At 42.2% G+C, this 24,915-nt stretch carries 25 protein-coding genes and 3 pseudogenes; 8 read left to right on the plus strand and 20 right to left on the minus strand.

The annotated features are described in order from the left end of the window. Positions 1–70: 70 nt before the first annotated feature. The 3 genes from ACGF49_RS18075 to ACGF49_RS18085 form a co-directional block, all read right to left on the minus strand. Complete coding sequence (locus tag ACGF49_RS18075; protein WP_262978501.1) at positions 71–1,351, minus strand: type II toxin-antitoxin system HipA family toxin; 1,281 nt, start codon at positions 1,349–1,351, stop codon at positions 71–73. Further along, positions 1,348–1,710, minus strand: a complete 363-nt coding sequence (locus ACGF49_RS18080) for a helix-turn-helix domain-containing protein (protein ID WP_113041377.1) — start codon at positions 1,708–1,710, stop codon at positions 1,348–1,350. Before ACGF49_RS18080 ends, ACGF49_RS18075 begins: the two co-directional genes overlap by 4 nt. Positions 1,711–1,879: 169 nt before the next feature. Further along, positions 1,880–2,044 carry a hypothetical protein gene (locus ACGF49_RS18085; protein ID WP_158536500.1) on the minus strand — a complete coding sequence of 55 codons (165 nt, stop codon included), beginning with the start codon at positions 2,042–2,044 and terminating at the stop codon, positions 1,880–1,882. On the opposite strand from ACGF49_RS18085, the pseudogene fumC reads away from it, so the two are divergent. Beyond that, a pseudogene (gene fumC / locus ACGF49_RS18090) lies at positions 2,045–2,278 on the plus strand (class II fumarate hydratase); the annotation flags it as partial. A 57-nt stretch (positions 2,279–2,335) separates the two neighbouring features. Here the strand turns inward: fumC and ACGF49_RS18095 are convergent. Then, the gene (locus ACGF49_RS18095) at positions 2,336–2,809 is read right to left on the minus strand and encodes an RES family NAD+ phosphorylase (protein WP_113041378.1); all 474 of its coding nucleotides are present in this window, start codon (positions 2,807–2,809) and stop codon (positions 2,336–2,338) included. Continuing rightward, positions 2,806–3,252: an antitoxin Xre/MbcA/ParS toxin-binding domain-containing protein gene (locus tag ACGF49_RS18100; protein WP_271859055.1), complete on the minus strand. Its 447-nt coding sequence runs from the start codon at positions 3,250–3,252 to the stop codon at positions 2,806–2,808. The genes ACGF49_RS18095 and ACGF49_RS18100 overlap by 4 nt, the downstream gene beginning before the upstream one ends. A gap of 193 nt (positions 3,253–3,445) precedes the next feature. Here ACGF49_RS18100 and ACGF49_RS18105 point away from each other — a divergent pair, with 193 nt between their 5' ends. Both ACGF49_RS18105 and ACGF49_RS18110 read left to right on the plus strand, forming a co-directional pair. Then, on the plus strand, positions 3,446–3,571 hold the full coding sequence (locus ACGF49_RS18105; RefSeq protein ID WP_113041379.1) for a type II toxin-antitoxin system Phd/YefM family antitoxin: 126 nt from the start codon (positions 3,446–3,448) through the stop codon (positions 3,569–3,571). A gap of 11 nt (positions 3,572–3,582) precedes the next feature. After that, positions 3,583–3,744, plus strand: a complete 162-nt coding sequence (locus ACGF49_RS18110; RefSeq protein ID WP_205068530.1) for a hypothetical protein — start codon at positions 3,583–3,585, stop codon at positions 3,742–3,744. Positions 3,745–3,920: 176 nt separating this feature from the next. On the opposite strand, the pseudogene ACGF49_RS18115 reads toward ACGF49_RS18110, so the two are convergent. The 12 genes and pseudogenes from ACGF49_RS18115 to ACGF49_RS18170 form a co-directional block, all read right to left on the minus strand. Next, positions 3,921–4,132, minus strand: a pseudogene (locus ACGF49_RS18115) (DNA replication terminus site-binding protein); the annotation flags it as partial. Beyond that, positions 4,069–4,950, minus strand: a complete 882-nt coding sequence (locus ACGF49_RS18120) for a hypothetical protein (RefSeq protein ID WP_387492151.1) — start codon at positions 4,948–4,950, stop codon at positions 4,069–4,071. The gene ACGF49_RS18120 and the pseudogene ACGF49_RS18115, both read right to left, overlap by 64 nt. A gap of 166 nt (positions 4,951–5,116) precedes the next feature. Beyond that, on the minus strand, positions 5,117–10,012 hold the full coding sequence (locus ACGF49_RS18125; protein ID WP_387492153.1) for a putative adhesin: 4,896 nt from the start codon (positions 10,010–10,012) through the stop codon (positions 5,117–5,119). Between the two features lie 638 nt (positions 10,013–10,650). Next, positions 10,651–12,594, minus strand: coding sequence for an exoribonuclease II (locus tag ACGF49_RS18130; RefSeq protein WP_113041382.1), 1,944 nt, complete (start codon positions 12,592–12,594; stop codon positions 10,651–10,653). Between the two features lie 127 nt (positions 12,595–12,721). Further along, positions 12,722–13,360, minus strand: a complete 639-nt coding sequence (gene nth, locus ACGF49_RS18135; protein WP_113041383.1) for an endonuclease III — start codon at positions 13,358–13,360, stop codon at positions 12,722–12,724. 16 nt (positions 13,361–13,376) lie between these two features. After that, complete coding sequence (locus tag ACGF49_RS18140) at positions 13,377–14,060, minus strand: electron transport complex subunit E (protein ID WP_113041384.1); 684 nt, start codon at positions 14,058–14,060, stop codon at positions 13,377–13,379. Beyond that, entirely contained in the window at positions 14,057–14,686 is a 630-nt protein-coding gene (gene rsxG, locus ACGF49_RS18145) for an electron transport complex subunit RsxG (RefSeq protein WP_113041385.1), read from the minus strand. Before rsxG ends, ACGF49_RS18140 begins: the two co-directional genes overlap by 4 nt. A 9-nt stretch (positions 14,687–14,695) precedes the next feature. Then, a complete protein-coding gene (rsxD, locus tag ACGF49_RS18150) occupies positions 14,696–15,775 on the minus strand; it encodes an electron transport complex subunit RsxD (protein WP_387492157.1) in 1,080 nt (359 codons plus the stop codon). A gap of 12 nt (positions 15,776–15,787) precedes the next feature. Next, entirely contained in the window at positions 15,788–17,791 is a 2,004-nt protein-coding gene (rsxC, locus tag ACGF49_RS18155; protein WP_387492160.1) for an electron transport complex subunit RsxC, read from the minus strand. Continuing rightward, on the minus strand, positions 17,784–18,416 hold the full coding sequence (gene rsxB, locus ACGF49_RS18160; RefSeq protein ID WP_113041388.1) for an electron transport complex subunit RsxB: 633 nt from the start codon (positions 18,414–18,416) through the stop codon (positions 17,784–17,786). The genes rsxC and rsxB overlap by 8 nt, the downstream gene beginning before the upstream one ends. Continuing rightward, a complete protein-coding gene (rsxA, locus tag ACGF49_RS18165; protein ID WP_011146612.1) occupies positions 18,416–18,997 on the minus strand; it encodes an electron transport complex subunit RsxA in 582 nt (193 codons plus the stop codon). Before rsxA ends, rsxB begins: the two co-directional genes overlap by 1 nt. Positions 18,998–19,104: 107 nt before the next feature. Then, the gene (locus ACGF49_RS18170; RefSeq protein WP_113041389.1) at positions 19,105–19,545 is read right to left on the minus strand and encodes a DUF2569 domain-containing protein; all 441 of its coding nucleotides are present in this window, start codon (positions 19,543–19,545) and stop codon (positions 19,105–19,107) included. Between the two features lie 197 nt (positions 19,546–19,742). Between ACGF49_RS18170 and ACGF49_RS18175 the strand changes: the two genes are divergently transcribed. Beyond that, complete coding sequence (locus ACGF49_RS18175) at positions 19,743–20,780, plus strand: oxidoreductase (RefSeq protein WP_228902307.1); 1,038 nt, start codon at positions 19,743–19,745, stop codon at positions 20,778–20,780. Positions 20,781–20,988: 208 nt separating this feature from the next. After that, on the plus strand, positions 20,989–21,960 hold the full coding sequence (locus ACGF49_RS18180) for a bile acid:sodium symporter family protein (protein ID WP_228902305.1): 972 nt from the start codon (positions 20,989–20,991) through the stop codon (positions 21,958–21,960). A 680-nt stretch (positions 21,961–22,640) separates the two neighbouring features. Here ACGF49_RS18180 and ACGF49_RS18185 read toward each other — a convergent pair. The 3 genes and pseudogenes from ACGF49_RS18185 to ACGF49_RS18195 all read right to left on the minus strand — a co-directional run. Continuing rightward, entirely contained in the window at positions 22,641–22,949 is a 309-nt protein-coding gene (locus ACGF49_RS18185; RefSeq protein WP_113041392.1) for a type II toxin-antitoxin system RelE/ParE family toxin, read from the minus strand. Between the two features lie 17 nt (positions 22,950–22,966). Continuing rightward, positions 22,967–23,431, minus strand: a complete 465-nt coding sequence (locus ACGF49_RS18190) for a hypothetical protein (RefSeq protein WP_011146606.1) — start codon at positions 23,429–23,431, stop codon at positions 22,967–22,969. Positions 23,432–23,510: 79 nt separating this feature from the next. Next, positions 23,511–23,671 (minus strand): annotated as a pseudogene (locus ACGF49_RS18195) (IS5/IS1182 family transposase); the annotation flags it as partial. A gap of 98 nt (positions 23,672–23,769) precedes the next feature. Between ACGF49_RS18195 and ACGF49_RS18200 the strand changes: the two are divergent. From ACGF49_RS18200 to ACGF49_RS18210, 3 genes are all read left to right on the plus strand, one after another. After that, entirely contained in the window at positions 23,770–23,973 is a 204-nt protein-coding gene (locus ACGF49_RS18200; protein WP_011146605.1) for a type II toxin-antitoxin system VapB family antitoxin, read from the plus strand. Continuing rightward, positions 23,973–24,350 carry a type II toxin-antitoxin system VapC family toxin gene (locus ACGF49_RS18205; RefSeq protein ID WP_058588678.1) on the plus strand — a complete coding sequence of 126 codons (378 nt, stop codon included), beginning with the start codon at positions 23,973–23,975 and terminating at the stop codon, positions 24,348–24,350. The genes ACGF49_RS18200 and ACGF49_RS18205 overlap by 1 nt, the downstream gene beginning before the upstream one ends. Before the next feature lie 403 nt (positions 24,351–24,753). Next, entirely contained in the window at positions 24,754–24,882 is a 129-nt protein-coding gene (locus tag ACGF49_RS18210) for a hypothetical protein (RefSeq protein WP_262405117.1), read from the plus strand. Positions 24,883–24,915 lie beyond the last annotated feature (33 nt).

Consider the following 24,915-nt stretch of genomic DNA (forward strand, 5'->3'; position numbering starts at 1 on the left):
CTGATGTGCAGTACCTCCGCCGGGGCTTTCTGATTAACATAAGAATTAAGAAGGCCTGTGTACCTTGAATTTATCGTTTAAGATAAGACAGATTACGGTTAATGCAGTTCGTGACCTGATGGAGTTCGTCAGCGGGAATATCATCAGTTATATTTCGCGCAGTATGGGCGAAGTCGGCGGCGACATCCGCTACTTCATCAATAATATTGTTCATTTTGGCCGACGCGATGCCCGCATCTTTGGCAACCTTAAGCAACATAGTGCGGGTGATATCTGCTCCGTGGCCGGTCACTGAGGTTTGATGTTGTCCGCCGGGTCCGTCCGCAAAGGTCAGATCATAGGCGGGGGATACCACCCACTCATTGCTTTCATTCAGAATGAAGGAGAAATTCTTCACATGATCATCGCGGTTATGCATCAACACGTTGAATACCATACGACGGGCTTGGATTTCTCGTGCAACAATAGAGCGGGTGATGGAGCCAGTTGCCCGTAAGATATCTATGTAATCCATACAGGGTAATCGGAAGTCGGCATGTAGGGCACCGGCTATACTTAGTACCGGCACCCGCATTCCATTCTCACGATCGAAACGCTGGACACCGAAAGCAGCAAGCTCCCCTTCAAGGCGGAAGTAGCGACTTGTGGGAAAATCAATGCCCGCTATTCTGGCAGTACAGGCATACACTTCTTCAAGGGCACAGACCCAAGGATTTTCTTCTGCTGCGGGGAATTTGACCAACCAAGGCTTACTTCCTGGGAACGCAGTCGTTTTCATCTGGCCGGTGGATGGATTATATTCTATTTGTGCTTTTGGTCTGGCTCCGTGAGGCGAGCCGCCAAGTAGGAAAAGTTCACGCAGTGCCTCCGAGTCCTGACCGGTGACTTCCTGACGGATCTGCTGAGCCAGTCCGGTCAAGCTCAGAATACGATATTTGTCTTCCTGGTCGTCCGGTAAAGGCAGAGCAGGTTGGTAGGTCAGAGCCCCCATCGTGTTATCGCTCAGTAATGCCAGGCGTTCCAGGGCGGAAATCCGGCCAGGATCGACATTATTACGGCGAAGGAACCGGTCCATAAGCAGCCGTCCCCAGCCATCCGGCAGGGAATCTGCGATGAAACCAGGAAGCCAGTCCTGAAAGTGCTCAAAATTCGCGTAAGTCTCTGTGGAAAGTGGCAGTTGTAGGGGCGAGAATTCGATGCCACTATCAAGAGCTTCATGGGTGTACTCAAATAAATAGCGGCCACGCACAGTACTTTCGGCCAGATGGCCCAACACCCACTGTTCCCCACGACCACTGTAGATCACTTGTAGCCGACCCAGTGATCGGTACTGAAAGTTTTGTGTCGTCATTTTTTTGAGTCTCTTGATTGATGGGCGCGGCCATTGCCGGAGGGTTTCCGAGACGAACGTTGGGTTCGCCGGGCGCGCTGGCGAACCGGTGCTTTCATGGCTTCGAGCTGTGCAATGCTGATCTGTTGTGGCGTAAACAGGGACTTAATTTCGTTCTCCAGTCGTAGAGCAAAGACGACCTTCATGAAATTCTCAAGCGTGCCCCGTCCGCTGCCTTCAAGTTTTTTGAGCGCAGAGACGGAAATACCGCTCCTGAGAGCTAGTTCTGTCTGGAGCATGTTACGCTGTAACCGATGCCAACGGAGGCGGTGCCCAAGTTCTTCTAGCAACTCCGATTCGGTATAAAGAATTAGAGCCATAAATACACCTTTTAAGTTTAAATTTTATGGTTAATAGACTTTATTATAGCTCTTATTTTACTAAAATCTGATATGAAAGGAGAAGTATTTAAGAGTGCTAATTGAATCTCATAAATGTATTTATGATGATTTAAAGCTTTATATGAGTCCCATACCCACCGCGGGTAGTTCATGAATCTGGTTTATACCCGTCATTTTTCAAGTTGCCTCTTTGTTGGCTGCACTCACTCACCCTGGTCACATAGTTACCTATGCTCCCGGGGATTCGCTCCCTTGCCGTCGCGATGCACCTTGAAATCCATAGGGTAAAGTAGCCGCAGTTGTAGGATCTCAAGCATCAGGTATTGAGCCTAACCGCGATCGTATTACGCAGTTGCTGAATGAATCGCTGATGCTGGTCACGGCGCTGAATACCCATATCGGTTATGACAAAGCAGCGGAAATTGCCAAGAAAGCGCATAAAGAAGGGCTGACTTTGAAACAATCCACAATGAAACTGGGTTATTTGACAGACGCTGAGTTTGATGAGTGGGTTCGACCTGAAGATATGGTTGGCAGCTTGAAATAATCGCTGTTTAGCTATTTGAACCAGAGCCTTGTGTTCCGGTTTTCATTTCCTTGCTCCTCAACTATTTTTTGTTTTTGCCAGTCGGGAATCAATACCAAAATCAAGGCGTTTGATCGTGCTCATGTATTTCTGAAAATCTTTCGCCATAGGATTCAGCATAACATTATTCTCGTAAGGTATGATGGCAGAAGGTACCATAAGGCCAATGGAATCATTAACATCGAGCCATTCACTGCCTATTTCCATTGTGCTTACCGGAGGTATAGGATCGTTCCAATCTGGAGGTAAAGTATCAATATTTAAAATATCAATCTGGTTTTCGGGGATATCAATACTTAGCAGTGCAAAATCAGTAAGAAGCTCATCATCCCCAACATGAACAAGAACTTCCAGAACAGCCAAGGAAACAGAAGTAGTAACATAGACTGCTGGCCTTCCTATATTGTGCCAGCGGCCACCATACAGTTTTGCTCCAGTACCGCTCCACGCTGATTCTACATACTTCGAACGTATGAGCCGGTATAGGATCACGATATAACTCCATGTTCAATTCTGCCTATGAGATTGATGACATCCAGCGCGCCACTTTCTGTATCCAGCATTGATTCAGGCGTGACGTATCCTAACCCCCGAACGGGACGTTTCATCCACTGAGTTGCTTTATCTTTATCGCCATCGAATAAATCTACAGCACAATCCATGACACGTACGAATCGGGCAATACGCTGACTTTCATCTGCTGTGAATTTACCTTTATTTGAGCGTCGTCTTGAATAGTTGCGCATTTGGATACCCGTGATTCGTAGAATATCTCTCTTAGCAAACATTGACCAATCTTGTATTTTTTCAACTACAGTTATAGGTAGCCCTTCATTTAATACTGCATTTAAATGTGGCCCATTGCTTGAAGGGAAACCCACTGTTCTCCAAAGTGGGTTGCTTTGTGTTTTATGGTTTGGTGTAAATACTCTCATAAGCACCTCGTTAGTCATTTGTCACTTTTATGATAGACAAATGACCTAGGGAGGTCAAATAGTAATCATGCTAAATGCAGTTTCGGAATAACCAATTTATTTATGAGTATCAAATATTCTGTTGATCTGGTTAACTTGACTAGGTCTGAGAGCTGTAGATAATGACTTTAGGTTTAAAAATGAGGTCTTGCTGATGGAAAAAATCAATATCTACGAAGCTAAGACACATCTGTCCAAACTGCTAAACAGTGTGGCAACAACCGGGGAGCCATTCCTTATTGCGCGCAACGGTAAAGTTATAGCCAACCAACGAAGCTGAATCAGAAATGTATGGACATTCTCACCAATTTTGATAATCAGGTCTTTTTCAGTGCAGCCAGCATTTGGGAAGTGGCTATCAAATATGATCTTGGGAAGATAGACATTGAGCCGCATGTTCTACGCAAAGAATTACTGGATAATGATTTTAAAGAACTACCGATAAAAAGGTGAACATACAGTTAACGTATTGACCTTGCCTGATAAGATGCACAAAGATCCGTTTGATAGAATTCTGGTCTCACAGACTAAATTGGAAAAAATGATTTTCATTACGGCAGATGAAAAAATCATCAAATTAGTCATTTTTTTATGACAAATGACTAATGCGGTCAAATAACAGTCATGCACTAAATCTCACGATACAAATGCAGTCTTGGAATAACCAACTCCAATGGCTTAGCTTTGGGTTTATAACGATGCACTATTGCATCGGCATCATAATCAGGTAATTCGCCGATCTTTGGTGGGTTTCCGCCATAGTTAACATAAAACGCATTAATGGAAGAGGGCAGGCATATTGCACTTGCTTTTGCTGCTCTGTATACCAGACCCGTGCAATACTATTTGGCAAGAGCAGCAAGAAATAAAGGAGATTGTTACCAAGGTTTCGGTAACTTTTCTAGATGACCTACCACCATTCAAAAATACATCGCCGAGAAAAATATTATTGTAGTTATGGTCGATAAATAAATTATCTGTGTCATTTGGATCTAAACAAACACGCGAAGATTTTCGTTGTGCGCCAAAAGTTAAATGGGATTGAATATTAGTATAGTCACTTGTCCAATATATCATTGAGCGCTTTGCCTGTGTCTCTGGCTCATAAAAATCTTCACTGTTATAGTTATTAAGAGCGGCAATTAGAATATCGTTAAACATAATATCTGCTTGTTCGGCTATTGCTTTGCTGTATTTTTGAAGATCATAAAGTGAATAACCCCATTCCGATCCATTAACCAAGGTATCTCTTAATGTAAAAAAGTATAATAAACAGGAAAGGGCACAAATGCTGGATAAGAGAGGAATACTGTTTTTCTTCGCTGTATTAATACTGAGAATACACAAGCGACGCATATCCGCTATCGCGATTTCATTACGAACTACAATTAATTGTCTTGCTTCATCTGTGGGATTCTTTTGATAAGATGAGATGGCATTTTGTAAACTTTCCGCATCTTTTCTTACGGCTTGATACTCTGCTTCTAACCATTCACTGGTATATTTAATTAATGTATCTTGAATAATTCCAATGACATCGACTTCTTTAGGTTCTGTCAATTTTTTGTACGTCAGTTTTAATAAAATACTTAATACACTGGATACAACACCTTGTGGAGACACAGAATCTGACTGATTAAAATTTTTCTTTTTAATCATATCTAACGTTTCTAAAGTCAAAAGGTGTAATTTAATATAGTAGGCTAAATAAGATATCAAAATCGTAGGATGCAATTCCTAGCGCAGAATTAACACAGTTTAAAATAAATAAGGCGAGAAAATATTTCCCGCCTTAATTTAGTGTTTCAAGTAATACAAAAACCTTTTAATTATCTATCAACAAGAAAGGTGCTATGCCGATAATTTTTTCTGTTATGAGATTATGATGTAGATTTACCGCAATAATAGAATAAATAATTGCTCCATCCGGCGTGAGAGTCTCCGATCGTTTAGAACGTGAAATAATCACCGTTGGTTGTAGTTTGGGTTCATAACCACCGCCAAGTCCGGTATCATGTACTGATTTCATATTTATTCTGTTCAATTCTTCACGACAGGCAACAAAGGTTATTTCATCATATTTTGCCATCCTTTCGTCGGTTTTCAGCAGCGTAAAAATATCGGACAATTTTTTACGATTCCCCGCTTCCGGGCTGACTAATAGTGTGTCATATTTATTGATATTTGTACTGTCTGTCCTATTTTTCCATATTGCCGCTTTCACTTCCTCATCAGGCATTTTCTCATAATATTTGATACCGTAATTTCTTACCCTGCCATGATTAACTGTATTGGCTTCTACTCCAGTGGCTAGCAGATAATTTTCAATATCATTGGTAGCCATATTCTGAATATCGTTCACGGTAAACGTCTTATCACCTATTCTTACATTAGCCAGACTTGCTGTGTTGCCTGCTTTAATTGTTGCATAAGGTTGTACAGTCAAGCCGCTATTACCCAATGTAACATCAAAGGGAGAATTCAATGGACTTTCCAGTGATTCCAATAATGTTTGACCGTGAGGACCAAGAAATTGAATCGTTTTTCCCGCGGGGACTTGCGTCATTGCACTATCAGAGAAAAAATATCCATGTGAACTCAGCATTAATCTATTCGCCGGTTCATTAGGTACTGTCCATAATTCGAATGCTCCGCCAAGCTCAATTTTTTGTGGTTCAAGTTGAGGATATTCTTTTTGTAAAAGCTCAATTCTGAGTTGTGCTTTTCTTTTTCTAATATCCGCTGATCCAATATCTATATCCATCCCTGGTTTTTTATTCTCTTTTCGCCATTCCTTCACTCTATTACGGTAATCAGTAGCTGATTCACCGGGCATTTTTTCAGGTTTTCCACTTCCCACACCCATGACATTACGGTGTGATTCATTGGTGCTTATTCTAGTACTTGTTAATGGGATTTGACTATCGCCTTTGCCATAATAAGGTTGAATAACATACTCGCTTTCACCTTTGAATATGGCATATTCTGCTCTGAATCTATTTTCAGTCAATAAGGCAGAATTGTTTTCTAATAAATAGCCGGAATTACTGAAATCAAATAACGTATTTTTATCATTGGAGTAATATTTTGTTCCCACAATGCGTGATTCTTCCAGCAAAGAAAAACCGCCACTGACTTTTTGATCAATTATTTTATTATCGATAGAAGTAAACCATGTTGGGTAACGATTATAATAGATATGTAGCATCTCATGATATAAAGCGATAGCAGGTTCACGGGAACGCCATGGCTCCTCGACAAGCTTTTCTTCTGTGCCAATCAGGTGATTCTCTGGGTCAAAGGCAATACTGCTACCGGCGCTATTACGAGCATAAAATTGACCCTCTTTTTCGCGTACAATGGCATCCATCGTCGGTGGTTGTATATTTAAACCCTGTTTTTCAAGCTCCTGAATAACGATATTTCCGGAAGGAATTTCACTTATTTCATCTAGTACGTGAGTGACTTGATTAATAAATAGATCATTACCTGTTATTGTGATCCCGATAGGAGGAATATCTACACGGTTACTCTCTATGGATGTATATTGTATAGTTTTTTGGATATTACCCGAAGAATATTTTGGCATCGGTGTGACAGGTATTTCTTCAATAGCTAGGGCAATTTTATTGATTGCTGATTCATTAGGTAATTGATTTCCAATAGGATAGATTTCCTTCAATAGATAAGGCAGTTCGGTTTTGATGGCATTAATCTTTTCAGCCGAAATACTTAGATTGTTTTGTAATGGTAAGGTGACTTCACGTATCCAGGCTTGTTGGATATTCACTATCTCTGTGTTGAGTAGGGCTTGTTTATCTCCAAGTTTTAGGGATTTTTCCAAGAAATGGCTTAATGTGTCAGTAATATCTGATAGTTTATCGATATCATACTTTTCATGACTTTTGAATGCGGTATTGATATGAATAAATGCATCTAATATTTTATCGTTATTAATATTACTGCGTGCTGCTTCAAGTTCATGATCTATTTTTTTACTCTGCTCCAGGATAAGAAATTTATTAGATACATCGGTATGAGTAATCCAATGGCCATTTTTATCTAATTTCACCGCAGACCAGTAACTAAATTGTTTCGGATAAGCCGGGTTGGCTACGCGCCAAGTGTGGTTTGCTTCATCCCATTTGACTGGATAATTAGCACCAGATTCCTTTATATAGTAATTTTGTTTAATTGCTGTTTCCATATTAGCAGAGCGTATTGAATAAATCCCTTTATATATTCCCTCATTTGTATGAGGGGCCATTTCGTCGAGTGAAATATTGCTGACTTTCCATTCATTTTTAAGTTTACCAATCCCTCTGGTGCTTTTGCTAAAAATATCGGCGAAACTTTTCTCAAGTTTAATGCTATTTTTTATCACACCTACTGCGCTTACAACTCCTCGGTAAGTTAAGGTCAGTGTTGATCTAATCGGTAAAGGCTCGATTAAATCAATTAATCCGCCGAGCAGAATGCGAGAAGATTGGCGTAAAGTGATTACGCCATGCTCTGGTAATGTTCTGATAACCGCTGTAATTAAAGCTCTTCCGGTTAGACCGGCTTGTCTGAGGCGCAATGTGGTCTGTGTGACTTTTGCGGCCATTGATTCAGTCAATGACATACCTAGGGTAGCAACAACTAACAGCACATTTGCTGTATCAAAGACAATGGAGCCAATATCCTCTCCAGTTAATTTATATTCACTATCGGTTGTTGCTTTATAGATAACATTATAGAAAGGAATAAAAATGGTTGCCGCGATATGCCAACCAGAGGTAATATCCAGCGCCTGTTTACTTTTTATTGTAATATCGTTTAAGCCTTGCTGTATTATCGTTGAGGTAACAGAAAGTAAGTTTTCATCTTTATAGAAATTAAATGTAGGTGAACCCGTGAAGCTAATTCCGACATTCATTCCTGAAGTTATACCGTAATAATCATTCCAAAATGCGTCGTAAGAATGTTTATATCGGTTTGTTTCTGAGAAGCCGCTGAAGGTTTTGGCTCGTACATAGCCAATCGGGAAAAGTCTTTTTCCTGTAGGAATCATTCTATTTGCCATTAATATCCCCATGCCTATCTCTATTTTTTGCTCAATTAAAAATAGTGCATTGGGTCTAGACATAGCATGTAAGGTGGGTTGGCTATCAACTTGTTGTTGGGAATATTTTTTTGCTTTCACGCCTCCTTGTATTGTTGAGACAACCAACCAATTACCCTGATACATTTTTATCATGGCGACATTTCCCATTCCGTGTTCGACTGAATAGAGAAAGGCTTCTTCTGGTGGATTAACAATCTCTTCGGCAGTTAATTGCGCAGCCGGAGATGAAAGTATTAACTTACTGAGTGAAATGGATTCATAATGACTGTATTTGTTTTTATAAACATTAAATTGCTCATTAAAATTATATTGTGAATCAAATTTATCTCTCTTTTTGAAATCAATAAAAGAAAAATATCCTGCTGGCTTTATGTTGCTTTTATTGAAAGGATTAAGTTTTTGCTTGTCATTTTCAAATAATTTTATTGTTTCTAATGTAGAGTACTTAAATGCTTGTTCCTCATTGGCATTCTCTTTTCTCATTCGATAAATAATTGCGGCTGTTAAAATAATACAGCCTTCCATTTCAATATGTTTTGATTCTTGAGAAAGAACATGATCAGTATCATAGTGAATATTATGTTTTTTAAATAATAATTCAGCCTGCTCTTGGGAAAAAATGATATCACGATAATCACCATGACCTTGAATCATTTTTCCGATTTTAGGGGCAATCTGATATAATAGGGCACCTAATGAAGATAAGATTAATAAATGATACTTAGCAGCTTGTAGAGTTTGCAGTTCAAAAATATCTTTCTGACTATACTCGGTACGATGTTGTTTTTTTAATGCTATCTCTTCTTTGGCTAGTAGCGCTAATAGTATGTCATCTCCAATGCTGATACTTTGATTTGTTTCTGGATGAATAATCGGAATACCTGGATTAATATTATTAGCGGAAATTAAACTATTCACCTTTTCAATGCCTTTTTTATAGGATTTGAAAAGATCTTCTTTATCTTTGATTCGTTGATTATAATCTGATTTTTCTTTATCACTTAACGTTACATTGCCATCTGACATAAAAGTTAGCAATGCATCTGAATAGAGCTCATCATCGATTTCTCCGGTAGAGAATGCCTGACGATATATTTTCAGTAAAGGTTCTTCCGCGTTGATACCCAGTTCCTGCCATATATCGATTTTAGTTTGATCTGAATCGATTTTATTTTTATTTATGCTTGCTAACTTTTCATGAATTTCTATTTTTGATATTAAAATATTGATTGCTGTATCGATATCAGGACTATTATAATTTTTTATGAAAAAAAGGTTGAATATATTGTTAATGTTATGCAGTAACTCAGAGTATTTTATTTCGGAATATTCATTGAAAACGGCGTTCACAGCTTGTTTTAAATTTTGTTGTAATTTAGTTGAGTATTTATTATAAGAAAATAAATTTTCTATGATATATAGACTCACTTTTTTAATATCAGAGGTTATCCAAGTTGGATAGTCTTGATTGCCTTTCAGTAGGTGAATAAATGGCTTATTTTCATTTTCATCTCGCTTATACTCCCAATATTTTCCATTGACCACAGTATATTCATTTTCTTTTAATTGATAGGTGTCGTTTTTATTTTCGATATCATATTCAAAATGTGACATATAATCCTCCAAGTTGATTAAATTTATTATTTATTTAGCTGTATAGCTACTGTATCCATTTGATTTATAGAAATGATTGTTCATATAAAAATATTATTTTTTGATTTTAAAGTCACAATCGTAAGGCAGGGTAATTATAGTTAATCTCAATTAATATCAAATACTAATTAATAACATTGTAAAATTATTAATTAGTATAATTATTTATAAATATTTATTTATAGTTTTTATAGTATGGTTAAATATAAACCAATATGCTCAATGGATTTCAAGATGCATCGCGACGGCAAGGGAGTGAATCCCCGGGAGCATAGATAACGATGTGACCGGGGTGAGCGAGTGCAGCCAACAAAGAGGCAACTTGAAAGATGACGGGTATATATCCATTGATAGGTGGGTTGAAAGGCTTCTGTAGTTAATATGGGATGTTTATTAAAGTTACTCTGTGGTGAATAGTAAACAGTAGAAATAGTAAATATTTGTAAAGAAATGGAAAGGGAAATGTTATCGCTGTGAGGGGATAATGATAATGGTTCAATATAGTGACACCCCGTATCGAACAGAACGAAATGTAAGATTAAAACAAACTACAGCGATTAAGCTGTAGTTTGACTCAGAAAGGGTTCAATTAAGGGAAATCAGGCCGTAGGGCGGGCGACAATATTACGCGTTTCCATTCTGACTTCATCAATACGAACATCAATAATATCGTTCAATTGGTAAGCGATTTCACCTTTGATAATCACTGTACCGGTCTCTTGGCTACATTGCAGTTCATCACGCACGGCATGTAGGAATGGTGCCGGTATAAAGGCCACTGCACCATTATCGACCAGCCGGACACGTAAACCACCACGGGTGATATCAATGACTTCTGCGGTAAATCGTTGTTCTGTTCCTGCGTGTGGTTGCAGGAAGCGGGCATACAGCCAATCTCCTACATCACGTTCAGCCATACGATTCAGTCTGCGACGTTCAGCCAGTTGCAAACAGCTTTCTTCTGAGGGTTGTTCCACATCCGTTTTTTGAATAATCGCTTTCAGTAAACGATGGTTAATCATGTCGCTGTATTTACGGATCGGTGATGTCCAGGTGGCGTAAGCATCAAAACCGAGACCAAAATGAGGGCCGGGTTCAGGTTTAATTTCTGCGAAAGTCTGGAAACGACGAATGCGACTATCAAGGAATTGTGTTGGCTGTTTATCCAATTCACGGCGTAATTTGCAGAAGCCGTTTAAGGTTAACAATTCTTCTGTGTTAGCATCGACACCATTTTCTTTCAGTAATTCAACCACTTGTTCAATTTGCAGTGGCTCAAAACCCATATGAACATTGTAAATACCAAAACCTAACTTATCGCGTAGTATCTTTGCGGCACACAGGTTAGAAGTGATCATTGCTTCTTCAACAATACGGTTAGCTGTGCGGCGTTGTTCTACTACGATATCCAATACGTAACCATTATCATCGAGGATGAAGCGATAATCAGGACGATCTTTGAAAATAAGCGCATTTTGGTGGCGCCATTGGTTACGGCGATCACTCATTTCCTTCAGGAGTGTGATTTGAGTCTTAATCGCTTCGGAAGCGGGTTCCCAAGTCCCGGTTTTTTCCAGCCAGTCAGAAACTTCGTCGTAAACCAATTTAGCTTTTGATTCAACCCAAGTAGAGAAAAACGCAATATCATCACCCAGTTGACCATCTTCCAGAATAGAAACTTGACAAACCAATGCCGGACGGCGGACGTTAGGGCGCAGAGAGCATAAATTCTCTGACAGATCGCGTGGCAACATGGGGATATTAAAACCCGGCAGGTAGTTAGTGAAAGCACGTTGATGGGCGATTTGATCCAGTTCGCTGTCAGCCGCAATATAAGCGGTTGGATCAGCAATGGCGATACTGAGTTTCAGGCTACCGTCATCTTGCTTAGCAATATGCAAAGCATCGTCCATATCTTCCGTGGTTGCACTGTCAATAGTGACAAAATCCAGCGATGTTAAGTCAATGCGCTCAAGATCGCCATCGTTCATCTGGCAATCGGCAGTCATAGTGGGAGCATCACGTTCCAGGTTATGGCGAGTGAGTGTTACCCACCAAGGGGCGTAGTGATTGTCGCCTTCAGTGATATAGCCGGTAATTTCTGCATGAAAACCACGGCTGCCTTTCAATGGATGATGACGCATTTCAGCGACGGCCCAATCACCATGTTGAAATGGATGAGTGACCTGATTGGTCGGCCGGCAAGGGATAGTATCTTTTAGCAGTGGGTGATCAGGAATGATCCATAAACGGTTATCATTTTCTTTTTTCTGAATACGGCCAACGAAGCGACTTAAAAATGGCTCGATCAATGTTTCTGGCTCGGCGATCTCTCTTTCTTTATCAGTATGAATAGCGGCAGTCACTCGATCGCCATGCATAACTTTTTTCATGTGTGGGGGAGGAATAAAATAACTTTTTTGCCCATCGACTTCTAAGAATCCGAATCCTTTTTCGGTACCTTTGACCAAACCTTCTACTCGAAGTGTTTGGGAATGAAGTTGCTGTTTTAGCTGTGCAAGCAGCGGGTTGTTTTGAAACATAATATCCGCGGAGAAAGTTGAGGGTTATTATCAGATAGTTTTTTAGAATAACAGTTTTACGCGAATTGATGGTGTCGAGCAAGCAACATCTGCACAATAGCGTAAAACAGTATGGAAATTACAATAGTTACTCAGGGTAAATTTTTTCTTTAAATTCACATAGATCTTCAATAATACAGGAACCACAACGAGGTTTACGGGCTATGCAGGTATAACGACCGTGTAAAATAAGCCAATGATGACAATCAACTTTAAATTCGACCGGGACAACTTGCAGTAATTTATTTTCGACTTCATTGACATTTTTACCGGGCGCGAATTGAGTACGATTACAAACGCGAAAAATATGGGTATCGACTGCAATAGTCGGCCAGCCGAAAGCGGTGTTTAACACCACATTAGCTGTTTTGCGGCCAACACCTGGCAATGCCTCCAATGCAGCACGATCTTCGGGAACTTCGCCAGCATGTTTTTCCAGTAATATCTGGCAGGTTTTAATTGTATTTTCCGCTTTGGTGTTATACAGACCGATAGTTTTTATATACTCTTTCAGCCCATCTACACCAAGGTCAAGTATTGCCTTGGGGGTATTAGCAACTGAATAGAGTTTCGCTGTGGCTTTATTAACGCTCACATCTGTTGCTTGCGCTGAAAGCAGTACTGAAATAAGTAACTCAAATGGTGTTGTGAAAACTAATTCAGTTGTTGGCTTTGGGTTGTTATCCCGTAAACGCGTTAAAATTTCGATACGTTTCTGCTTGTTCATATCAAATGGAACTGTCCTATTCTGGTAACATGGTTATTGCACGGCTTTTTTCTTTTATTGCCCTAGCTTTCATTTTTTCGTCAATAAGATATTTCGCTGCCAGCATTAATCCCAAACCGATAAAAGCGCCGGGTGGTAAGATCGCTAACAGGAAAGGGGAATCCATATGAACGATTTCTATTCGTAATACCTTAGCCCAATTACCCAGCAGTAAATCAGCGCCATCAAATAGGGTTCCATTGCCGAGAATTTCTCTAATAGCACCAAGAACAAACAGGGCAAAAGTGGCTCCTAATCCCATTGCTAAGCCATCAATCGCCGATGGCATAATTGGATTTTTCGCGGCATAGGCTTCAGCACGGCCGATAACAATACAGTTAGTCACAATCAGTGGAATGAAAATCCCCAATGATTCATACAGACCAAAAGCGTAGGCGTTAATCAACATCTGGACAGTACTGACAACCGAGGCGATGATCATAACATAAATTGGAATACGGATCTCATTGGGTACCCAACGACGCAAGCTGGAAACCGCAATATTGGTACAGACTAGAACCAGTGTCGTTGCCAGCCCTAAGCCGAGCGCATTGGTTGCAGTGGAAGATACGGCTAACAGTGGGCACAATCCTAGCAGTTGTACTAAAGCGGAATTGTTTTTCCATAGCCCTTGGATAAATAAGTTTTTGGTTTCACTCATGATTTTTCTCCACAGGATTCTAGAGAAGAGAGATGCTTAGGTATAGTCTGTAAATAAAGTGTGGTTCGTTTGATTGAGTTTGTCACGGCGCGTGGGGTAATAGTGGCACCAGTAAATTGATCAAACTCGCCGCCATCTTTTTTCACTGCCCAGTGCCGGTCATGATTTGATGTGATGGTTTTCCCTGAGAATACATGAATCCAGTTTGAAATCCGGGTTTCAATTTTATCCCCTAGTCCTGGGGTTTCATGATGTTCTGTAACCCGTACACCAAGCACTTTTCCCGAGAAATCTGCGCCAACCAGTAATTGAATAGCACCGGAATAACCATCCGGTGCAGTACTTTCTAACGCCGCCGCCACGGGTTGATTATTTTTACGGGCCAGATAGAGACGATGAGGCAAGTTATTGCCCAGAGCATCCGCATTGACTAGATAACATTCGTTTTGTATATCATTGTCGTATAGGGCCGGCGGAATAACCTGATCAAGCAGCGACTTGTGCTGTTGTGCGGCTTGTTCTGCGATAGTACTTTTGGTGAGTGAATTCACGACAGCCGTCAACCCGGTGGTAATTGCAGCAAAAATGGCTAGTGTGATGCCGTGACGTCGCATGGTTTCTAACATAACGGCTCCTTATTTATGCCCGTAAACGCGGGGTTGGGTGTAATGGTCAATGAGTGGCACGGTGATATTCGCCAATAAGACCGCAAATGCTATGGCATCAGGATAACCACCATAAACACGAATAACCCAGACTAATAAGCCGATCATGGCACCAAAAACCAAACGACCTTTGGGTGTCGTGGAAGCACTGACGGGATCGGTTGCAATAAAGAATGCGCCTAGCATGGTTGCACCGGAAAACAGTTGTAATAATGGCGGCGAATAACGGGATGGATCAATCAACCAGCTAGTGAGTGCACATAAACCTAATACCAGGATAAATGCCACAGGAATTTGCCAGGTTATCACTTTTCTGTTCAGCAGAATCAACCCACCAACAAGATAAGCAATGTTGACCCATTGCCAGCCAATGCCAGCCAGAGATCCTTGCAATATAGGTTGGCGAAGAACGTCATCAATATTGTGAGTCAATAAACCGGTTTTGAAACTATCCAGCGGTGTAGCCTGGCTAATTCCATCGAAACCTTGTTGCAACTGCTGTAATGTTGTGCCATCGGGAGTATGACCGCTGAAGATCACCATCAGACTGTCTAGCGGTGTGATTTGTGTTGCCAGTAAATCCATAGGAGGCAACCAGCCGGTCATTTGCACTGGGAATGATATTAGCAGTACGACATAACCGACCATGGCTGGATTGAATGGGTTTTGACCAAGGCCACCATATAAGTGTTTGGCAATAATTACCGCAAAGGCAGTTCCCAATACAATCAGCCACCAAGGAGCCAGTGGTGGAAGGCTGATCCCTAAAAGTAAACCTGTCAGTAATGCAGAATTATCCTGCAAACGAGGCATAATTGCCTGTTTACGCAAAGATAGGGCAAATGATTCTGCAAGTAGGGCGGTAATCACCGCAAGCAGGAGCTGGAACAAGGTACCGTAACTAAAGAAGTAAGTTTGTACTGCAATACCGGGGAGCGCTGCCAGCACAACCCACAGCATAATGCGGCTGGTACTTTGCTGATCGTGTGTAAAAGGCGAACTTGCGACTTTTAGTTTTTTATTGTCAATCTGAACGGGTCTGAATTTCATTTATAACAATCACTATTCTATTGAAATTTTCTGTTGTTCCTGGGCGTCTTTTTTGGCCTTAACCCTGGCAATAGCAGCCGCGACGGCAATTTTACGTGGATCAGTTTCTTCCGCTGATGGTGTTTCTGCCTGAGTTTCAGCTAATTGTTGAGTCTGAGCTTTCTTGGCTTTGACACGGGCAATAGCGGCAGTGACCGCATCTTTATGAAGATCTTGTTTTTCACTAGCGGTAGTTTCTGGTTCTCTCGCTTCTGGTGATGGTGTTACTTCTTGATTTTGAGCTGCTTTCTTCGCTTTAGCTCTGGCAATTGCTGCTGCTAATGCGGCTTTGCGTGGATCTTCTGCACTTGGTGGTTCAGATGGAGCAATATTAATATTTTCCACCGCCTGTTTTTCCGCCTGACGAGCGCGAAGCTGCTCTTTTCTTGCCTGACGAGCCGCTATTACTGCGGCGTTATCAGGTATTTGCCCCGGTTCTATAGCAACAATTTTACCCGCGTTAGCCTGTTTTTCCTTCACGCGGGAAAGCGCATCTTGTACAGCGCTCTTATCTTTGTTATCAACTTGGACGGTCGATTTTTTGTGCCTTTCCTCTCGGGCCAGTTTTTCTCGTTCCATGCGCGCTTGCTTAGCTTCGAAACGAATTTTGGCTTCGGTTGAACGGCGGTTTTCCTGATCCAAGGCCCGAATTTCGGCTTTCTCTTGGCGATAATATTGCACCAGAGGAATATTGCTTGGGCAGACATAAGCACAGGCGCCGCATTCAATACAGTCGAACAGATTGTGATCTCTGGCTTTTTCGTGCTCTTGTCCCCGACTGAACCAATAGAGCTGTTGTGGTAATAAACGGGCAGGGCAGGCTTCCACACATAATCCACAACGGATACAAGCCTCTTCCGTTGTATTTGAATCCATTTCCTGATGGGATGGAGCCAGAATACAGTTACTGATCTTAACGATGGGCACGTTGAGGTCAGGTAGCGTAAATCCCATTAAGGGCCCACCCATAATGACCATCTGTTCTGATTGTGGTGCAAAACCGGCTAACTGGAGAAGAAATTGTACCGGAGTACCGAGCCGCGCCCAAAAGTTACCCGGCGAGGTGATGGCTTCGCCAGTAATTGTGACGATGCGCTCAATCAAAGGTTCTCCATCAATAATGGCACGTTTGATTGCAACCACGGTACCTACGTTCTGCATCAGTACACCGATAGTAGAGGAACGGCCACCGGAGGGGACTTCTTTACCGGTCAGTATCTTGGTCAGTTGTTTGGCACCGCCAGAAGGATATTTGGTTGGGATAACCTGGACGATAATCGATTTATCGCCCTTTAGAACGGTTTTGAGTTCTTTTATTGCTGCTGGTTTATTATCTTCGATACCAATCAGGATCTGTTCCGGTTTAAGCAGATGTTCCAGAATACGAATGCCCTCAATAAGTTCGCCGGCATGCTCCTGCATCAGGCGGTCATCAGCGGTGATATAAGGCTCGCATTCTGCGGCATTAATGATCAGTGTCTTAAGACCATGACGGCCGCTTTGTAGTTTGGCTGCGGTAGGAAAGCCGGCTCCACCTAAACCTGCGATACCGGCCTGATGGATTCGATTAAGAATCGTATCTGCATCCAGTGATTGATAATCAGGTGCTTGAATGCGTTCACCCCATTTATCTTTCCCATCAGGGCGCAAACGAACGCATAACTCTTTCAACCCGGATGGGTGCGCTGTAATACACGGTTCAATGGCAATGATTGTGCCGGAAGTCGATGCATGAACCGGTACAGTACGACCAGTGCCAAATGTCAAAGGTTGGCCTTTAAGCACTTCATCACCCACTTTAACCAGCAACTCGCCTTCCGTACCCAAATGTTGTTGCAATGGGATGATTAACTCTTCCGGTAGTGGCGTAATGCGTAAAGGGGTCTGGCTGGATTGCAGCTTCATTTCAGGTGGATGAATACCCCCGGCGAAATCCCAGATTTTATTTTTATTGAGCAAATTAAATAAATTAAACATGGTGTTCAGCCTCAATATTTTTGACCGGGATACTTTTATTGGAAATGGCGAGAGATGGCTGAACAGGAATATTTCTGACTGGAATAGCTTTTAAATCCCATTTCCAGTTGGAAGTGGTTGTTGCTACAGGGATCATTGTAATACAGTCTGTTGGACAAGGAGCAACGCACAGGTCACAACCGGTACATAAATCTTCAACAATGGTATGCATGGCACGTGTAGCACCGATGATAGCGTCTACAGGACATGCCTGAATACATTTAGTACAACCAATGCAATTCTCTTCATCAATAAAGGCGACTTTGCGTGCAGGGTTTTGTACGTTTGCATCACCATCCAATGGTTGCGGATCGATACCGAGCAGCTCTGAAATTTTCAGCATGACTTGCTCTCCACCCGGTGCACATTTGTTAATCATCTCGCCATTATTCGCTACGGCTTCAGCATAAGGGCGACAGCCTGGGTAACCGCATTGTCCACACTGGCTTTGCGGCAGAATATCATCAATGTTTTCAACAATGGGGTCCTCTTCCACCTGAAAACGGCGGGCAGCAAACCCTAGGATTAACCCAAAAATTAACCCTAGTGCACTGAGTGCACCAATAGCAATCCATAACGATGTCATCAGAATTTCACCAAACCACTAAAGCCCATAAAAGCCAAGGACATTAAACCCGCAGTAATAAGACCAATAGATGACCCCTTGAAAGGGGCGGGTACATCAGCAACAGCCAGACGTTCGCGAATAGCGGCAAACAGTACCATAACGAGAGAGAAACCGGCGGCAGCACCGAAACCATAGATAGCGGATTGTAAAAAATCGTGTGATTGATTGATATTCAGCAGTGCCACACCCAGTACAGCACAATTAGTCGTAATCAACGGCAAGAAAATACCCAATAACCGGTATAACGTCGGGCTGGTTTTGCGTACAACAAGCTCTGTGAATTGCACCACGACTGCAATGACAAGAATAAAGCTCAGGGTACGCAAATAGATTAAGTCCAGTGGTAATAAAATAAAAGTATTCACCAGCCATGAACATACAGAGGCTAGTGTCATAACGAATGTTGTCGCAAATCCCATCCCGATGGCAGTTTCCAGCTTTTTAGATACGCCCATGAAAGGGCATAAACCGAGGAATTTCACCAAGACGAAATTGTTAACCAATACGGTTCCAACAAATAAAAGAAAATAGTCAGTCATTGCTGTGCCTGAAAATGAGTTTGTTGACTTTTTATTAAATTATAAGTATGCCCTCGTTTTACCAGGGGCAATCTATTGTTAATGATAACAACCAAAGAAAGTTGAGGTTATCGATCTTGTGTGAAAGTCATTTTGACTCGATGAGAGCGTTTAATGTAGGGGACAAAAATAGCGGTTGCCAATAGTGGCCATGCTAATGCACGCAAAGCCATTTGATCAGGAATAGGGGAGAAAGCGAAAGTTTTCAATGCAATTAATACGGTAACAATAAGCCAAATAATAAAAATTTGAGGGAATCTTTTTGATCGAATGAAAAGCAGTTTCAATACCCATAGGGTGTAACACCACATTACCGCAGTAATGGCAACAGAAAGAAACCACATTAAAGTAAAGTGATTATTCCCGGCACTCAATGCACTGTTTTGACTAAAAAATGACACAATATATAAGGCGAGCATTATACTGGCACTGAGAAAGGTCATAATCAGATAAGACGCCGGAGCCAGAATCCAACCATTAATTCGGTGGTAATCATTGGTTTGATACATAAATCATTCCACTTGAAGCTATATGAAAAAAGAATAATAGGCGATTCTAATGACTTAGGAAATAGGTTGTAGGAAATAGATTGATTGAAAGATCTTCAAGGGTAGATTCAGAGATAATTTGCGCAATGGTCATCACCGATGATATTTTTTACGGATGCTGAATTGCTGCATATTATTAATGAGTTTGAGAGGCTGTTATGCATGAGCTATTAAAGGTTGGGCTGGTGGGGTATGGTTATGCGAGTAAAACGTTCCATGCACCATTAATTGCCGGGACTGCCGGTATTAGATTGGTTGCCATTTCCAGTAGTAACGCTGAGAAAGTGAAATCAGATTGGCCAAATATCCCGGTGGTACCCCGCCCTGAGGATCTTTTTAATGATCCTGAAATTGACTTAATCGTTATTCCGACACCTAATGATACTCATTATCCTCTGGCGCAGAAGGCATTGGCAGCGGGTAAGCATGTTGTGGTGGATAAACCGTTTACTATCACAGTTGAACAAGCTGAATCTTTAAAAGAGCAGGCAGAGAAGGCGAATTTATTACTTTCTGTATTTCATAACCGCCGTTGGGATTCTGGTTTTCTGACGATAAAATCTCTGATTGAAGAAAATCGATTGGGCAAATTGAGATATTTCGAATCCCATTTTGATCGTTATCGTCCGGTTATACGTCAAAGATGGCGTGAAACAGCAGGGCAAGGAAGTGGTATTTGGTATGATTTAGGCCCTCACTTACTCGATCAGGCGGTTCAACTGTTTGGTAAACCGCAATCTATTACGGCTGATTTGGGAATGATTCGCCCACAAGCGGAAGCGGCAGATTATTTCCATGTACTGTTAAATTATCCGGTTATTAAAGTAGTTCTTCATGCAACAACTGTGGCAGCGGCTGAATCTGCTGTTTATACGTTGCATGGTATGGCAGGCAGTTACGTGAAATATGGTCTTGATCCTCAGGAAGAACGATTGAAAGCGGGGGAAAGGCCGCCACATGCCGATTGGGGATATGATATTCGTGATGGGATTGTGACGCTGTCACGTGGAGATGAATTAGTGACTGAATATGTGCCGACTTTACCTGGTAATTATTCTGCTTATTATGCTGCTATCCGTGATGCGATTACGTTAGGTAAACCTAATCCAGTCACGGCAAGTGAAGCCATTCAAATTATGAAATTAATTGAGGCTGGTATTCAGTCGGCAGAACAACAACGTACAGTGGCAATTTAAGCCTATACCCGTCATCTTTCAAGTTGCTTCTTTGTTGGCTGCACTCGCTCACCCCGGTCACGTCGTTATCTATGCTCCCGGGGATTCACTTCCTTGCCGTCGCGATGCATCTTGAAATCCATAGGGTATATATTTTGTTGAGACTTTTTATTTACTACTTAGCCTGGCTTGCCGGGCCTATTATTTGAAATAGCAAGGAAAATGATCAATGACTTGGTGGCAAAAATTAAAAATAGATCCTTTTTTGATGATATTAGTGACGGTAGTTGTTATTGCGACATTCTTTCCTTGTGAGGGGGAAATTAAAGTCTGGTTTCAACGATTAACCACAGCGGCTATTGCGCTGTTATTCTTTATGCATGGTGCTAAATTATCTCGTCAAACCATTATTGCCGGCATGGCACATTGGCGGCTTCATCTGGTGGTCTTTCTCAGTACCTTTGTTTTATTCCCGATTATTGGATTAGGGTTGAATTTGCTCGTACCGGAAATCATGACATCAACAGTTTATTGGGGATTTCTCTATCTTTGTGCATTACCGGCAACGGTTCAGTCAGCTATTGCTTTTACCTCAGTTGCTGGTGGCAATGTTGCCGCTGCTATTTGCAGTGCTTCGGCGTCCAGTATTCTGGGCGTATTTTTATCGCCAATATTAGTCGGGTTGATGATCCATACACAAGGTGAAGGCAGCGCTGATACTCTGGAAGCTATAAAAGCCATAATTCTGCAATTGATGGTTCCCTTTATTATCGGACATCTATCGCGGCCATTAATTGCCCGTTGGGTAGAGAAACATAAAAAATTGGTCAATATGACTGACCGGTCATCGATTCTTTTGGTGGTTTATGTGGCTTTTAGTGAGGCGGTGGTAGAAGGTATCTGGCATAAAATTGATGGTTATTTGCTACTGATGATTGGGGTGGTTTGCTGTGTTTTATTGGCGGTTGTGTTGGTTATTAATACTTATATTGCCCGTTGGTTAGGTTTTAATAAAGAAGACGAAATTACGATTGTTTTTTGTGGTTCGAAAAAGAGTCTGGCTAATGGCGTGCCAATGGCGAATGTTTTATTCCCCGCTGCGACGGTTGGCGTAATGTTGTTGCCGTTGATGATTTTTCATCAAATTCAGTTGATGGTGTGTGCCGTATTGGCGCAACGTTATGCCAAGAGGTTAAAATAGAAATAGGTATAAATCTATGATAGGGAATTGTTGTAAATATATGTTTATACCCGTCATCTTTCAAGTTGCTTCTTTGTTGGCTGCACTCACTCACCCCGGTCACATAGTTCTCTATGCTCCCGGGGATTCGCTCCCTTGCCGCCGCGATGCATCTTGAAATCCATAGGGTATATATATTAATGATATTTACAACAATGTAATAAATAGCTTTCCATAATACTGATACACCTATGCCTTTTGTTTTCTTTTTGAACAACATTGGTTCTGTAGCCTATCTCATTGATTCTACAGACCACTTGGATGAAAAGGCTGTATATCTTGGTACACAAGGGCTGGTTGGAAGTGGAGCATAATTATGAAAACTTATTTATTTGACTACGAAATTTAAATCGTAAACTTCTATTTGAATTTTATATTTCCCCAATGAATACAATTTTATATTTTAAATGGTTTTCTTTAGAAGTCTAAATCTTTGATTAAGATCACTAAAATAGTCGTTATGATGGATTTTTTAAATCTATACTTAATTTGTTGTGGTATATATTGGAACATTGTTAAATTAGACCTAGATAAATCTACGTTAATATTCTGTTGGTTGAAAAGGGAGAGCATAAAAAAGTCTGGGGCACTTGAGTTATTTACGCTCTCTATCTCCTGCAGGGAGATCTGCTGTCACCATGTCACGGCGTTTGCTGCGCCGCGTGTTTCACTCGCAAAATTTCGACGGTGCGCGCCTCGTCCAGCACGCGATAAAAAATAATGTAGTTCCGATGCGCGACCAGCTCGCGCACATAATCCGGCAGGCCGGGCCGCCCGGTGCGGCCAAGCTCCGGGTGCTGCGCAAGCGGCAAGGTCTTGTCGCGTAGCTCCTGACCGAAGCTGCCCGCCCTGGTCGGGTTGTCTTTGCCTATGTATCGAACAATGGCGCGCAAATCCTCGCGGGCCTTCGGTCGCCACTCGATGCGGTAAGGGGTCTTTGCCTTCGCCATAAATCAGCCAGCCGCGCTCAAGCGCGCTTCCTTTTGGCGGGCTTGTGTTCGGCGGCCAAGGCGGCAATATCGGCGTCCATCTCGGCCATAACCTCATCGTGTGAAAGATTCGGGCGCGGGTCGTCGATAGCATCCTGAATCTCGGCGGCCAGCCACTCCGAGTAGGCGGCGGCTTGGTGGGCCTTGCGCATTGCCTCGGCCCGGCCACGATTGCCGGCGGTTTCTTCTTTCTCGTCCGGGTTCCACTCACTGGCGTCGAACTGGCCGATGGTGATGCCTACGCCGCGCAACACGTTCAGGGCGGCAATGGGGTTGCCGAAACGGCGCGGCTCTTGGCTGCGGGCCTTCGCCAGCACAGCGGCGGCACCGCTGCGGGTTGCGATCTGCACAAGGAAGGTTCCGCCTTGCCCTTTCAGGGTCACACCTTCCACGCCGCCGGCATCGCTTGCGGCGCGTAGCTGCTCAATGGTCATGCTTTGCATGATTAACTCCTTATAGGGTGATGAAAGTAACAGGGTTGATTGTGCATGTTTTCTAGGAAACGCGCAAGCACCTAGACAAATCGGTGGTACTGACCTTCGTCTTTCTCGGCCGTTCCTTAAGGGCTGGCTTCAGGCTTTTTTTCCGACTGCTGCCCGGTCTTCATTGACGGCTTTATGCAGTGCGTCAAAATAGGCGCCGGGGGGCACAGCACGTTGTTCACTCTTTGATTTGTGCGGATTGCAAGGTTATCCCATGCCATTATTCTTTTCTTACAAACTGCTTTGATTCTATTTTTGATGTATATTATCATCAATATGTGAATCAAGGAGGTTATATTATGCGAACTACTGTCACGATTGATGATGCGTTGTATGCACAGGCACTAGAAATGGCCGATCCTGGCATGGATAAGGCTGATATTTTCCGTGAAGCGGTGAAAACGTTTGTTCGGGTGCAGGCAGCAAAAAGACTGGCTTCGCTCGGCAGCACATCACCTGATATGCAGATAGTTCCCCGTCGCCGGGAGGAGCCATCCGCATAATGACTATTTTAGTAGATACGTCCGTCTGGATTGACCATTTCAAAAACAGGAATGACGGATTGATCCAGTTGTTAAGCCGGGATCTGGTTCTGATTCATCCGATGATACTGGCTGAAATAGCCTGTGGTACTCCTCCGGCACCAAGACTGCGAACGCTTGGAGATCTGGGGCTGTTACCACAGAGTCATCAGGCCACTATCATCGAGGTAATGGCATTCATTGAAAACGAAAAGTTGTACGGCCTCGGATGTGGTCTGGTTGATATTACATTGCTGGCATCAACCTTGATAACACCAGGGGCAAGGCTTTGGACGCTGGATAGACGACTTGAGAAGTTGGCTAAACGTCTTAATGCGAGTTATCAGCCGATTCATTGACAGAATTTAAACCGCTCTGGAAACCACCAGAAAACCGGCCGGTTTTCTGGTGGTTTTCTCATTCTCAGGAAGGGTGGGCGGGCAAATCAGTAATGTGGTTTGATTCTCAGATAAAGTGATTTGGAACGGCTTTTCATTCTCACGCAATGTGGTTCAGAAAAGGGCATTTATTGCGCATCGGGGCAATCATCATTGCGCGTCACTACAGCTAGGAGCCGGGAAATATCGCGCATTGCGCACTGTAGACGTCAGTTTGTACAAAAAATAGCCTTCGTGGGATATTTTGTGCGCCGGGCAAAGGCTCGGCCTTTGAGACCATAGATTTTTATGCTCTACAAAGGAAATCGCTGATAAGATTTCTTCAAAGACTTAGACCATCTGATTATGCTTCAGATGATGGGAAATGATGAAATCATACAGCTATGTTCGTCAGTCATGGCGCTGTTCTGGTGTTCCTGCTGTGTATTTTCCTAGTCTACTGGCGCGGGGTAGCACTGCTGCCAGCAGTGGGCCTGCTACGCTTCTGGGATAAAAAGTTATATATTTATTTAACTTTTTAGTGTTG

The organism is Photorhabdus sp. RM96S (assembly GCF_042879335.1).
Taxonomy (GTDB): domain Bacteria; phylum Pseudomonadota; class Gammaproteobacteria; order Enterobacterales; family Enterobacteriaceae; genus Photorhabdus; species Photorhabdus kayaii.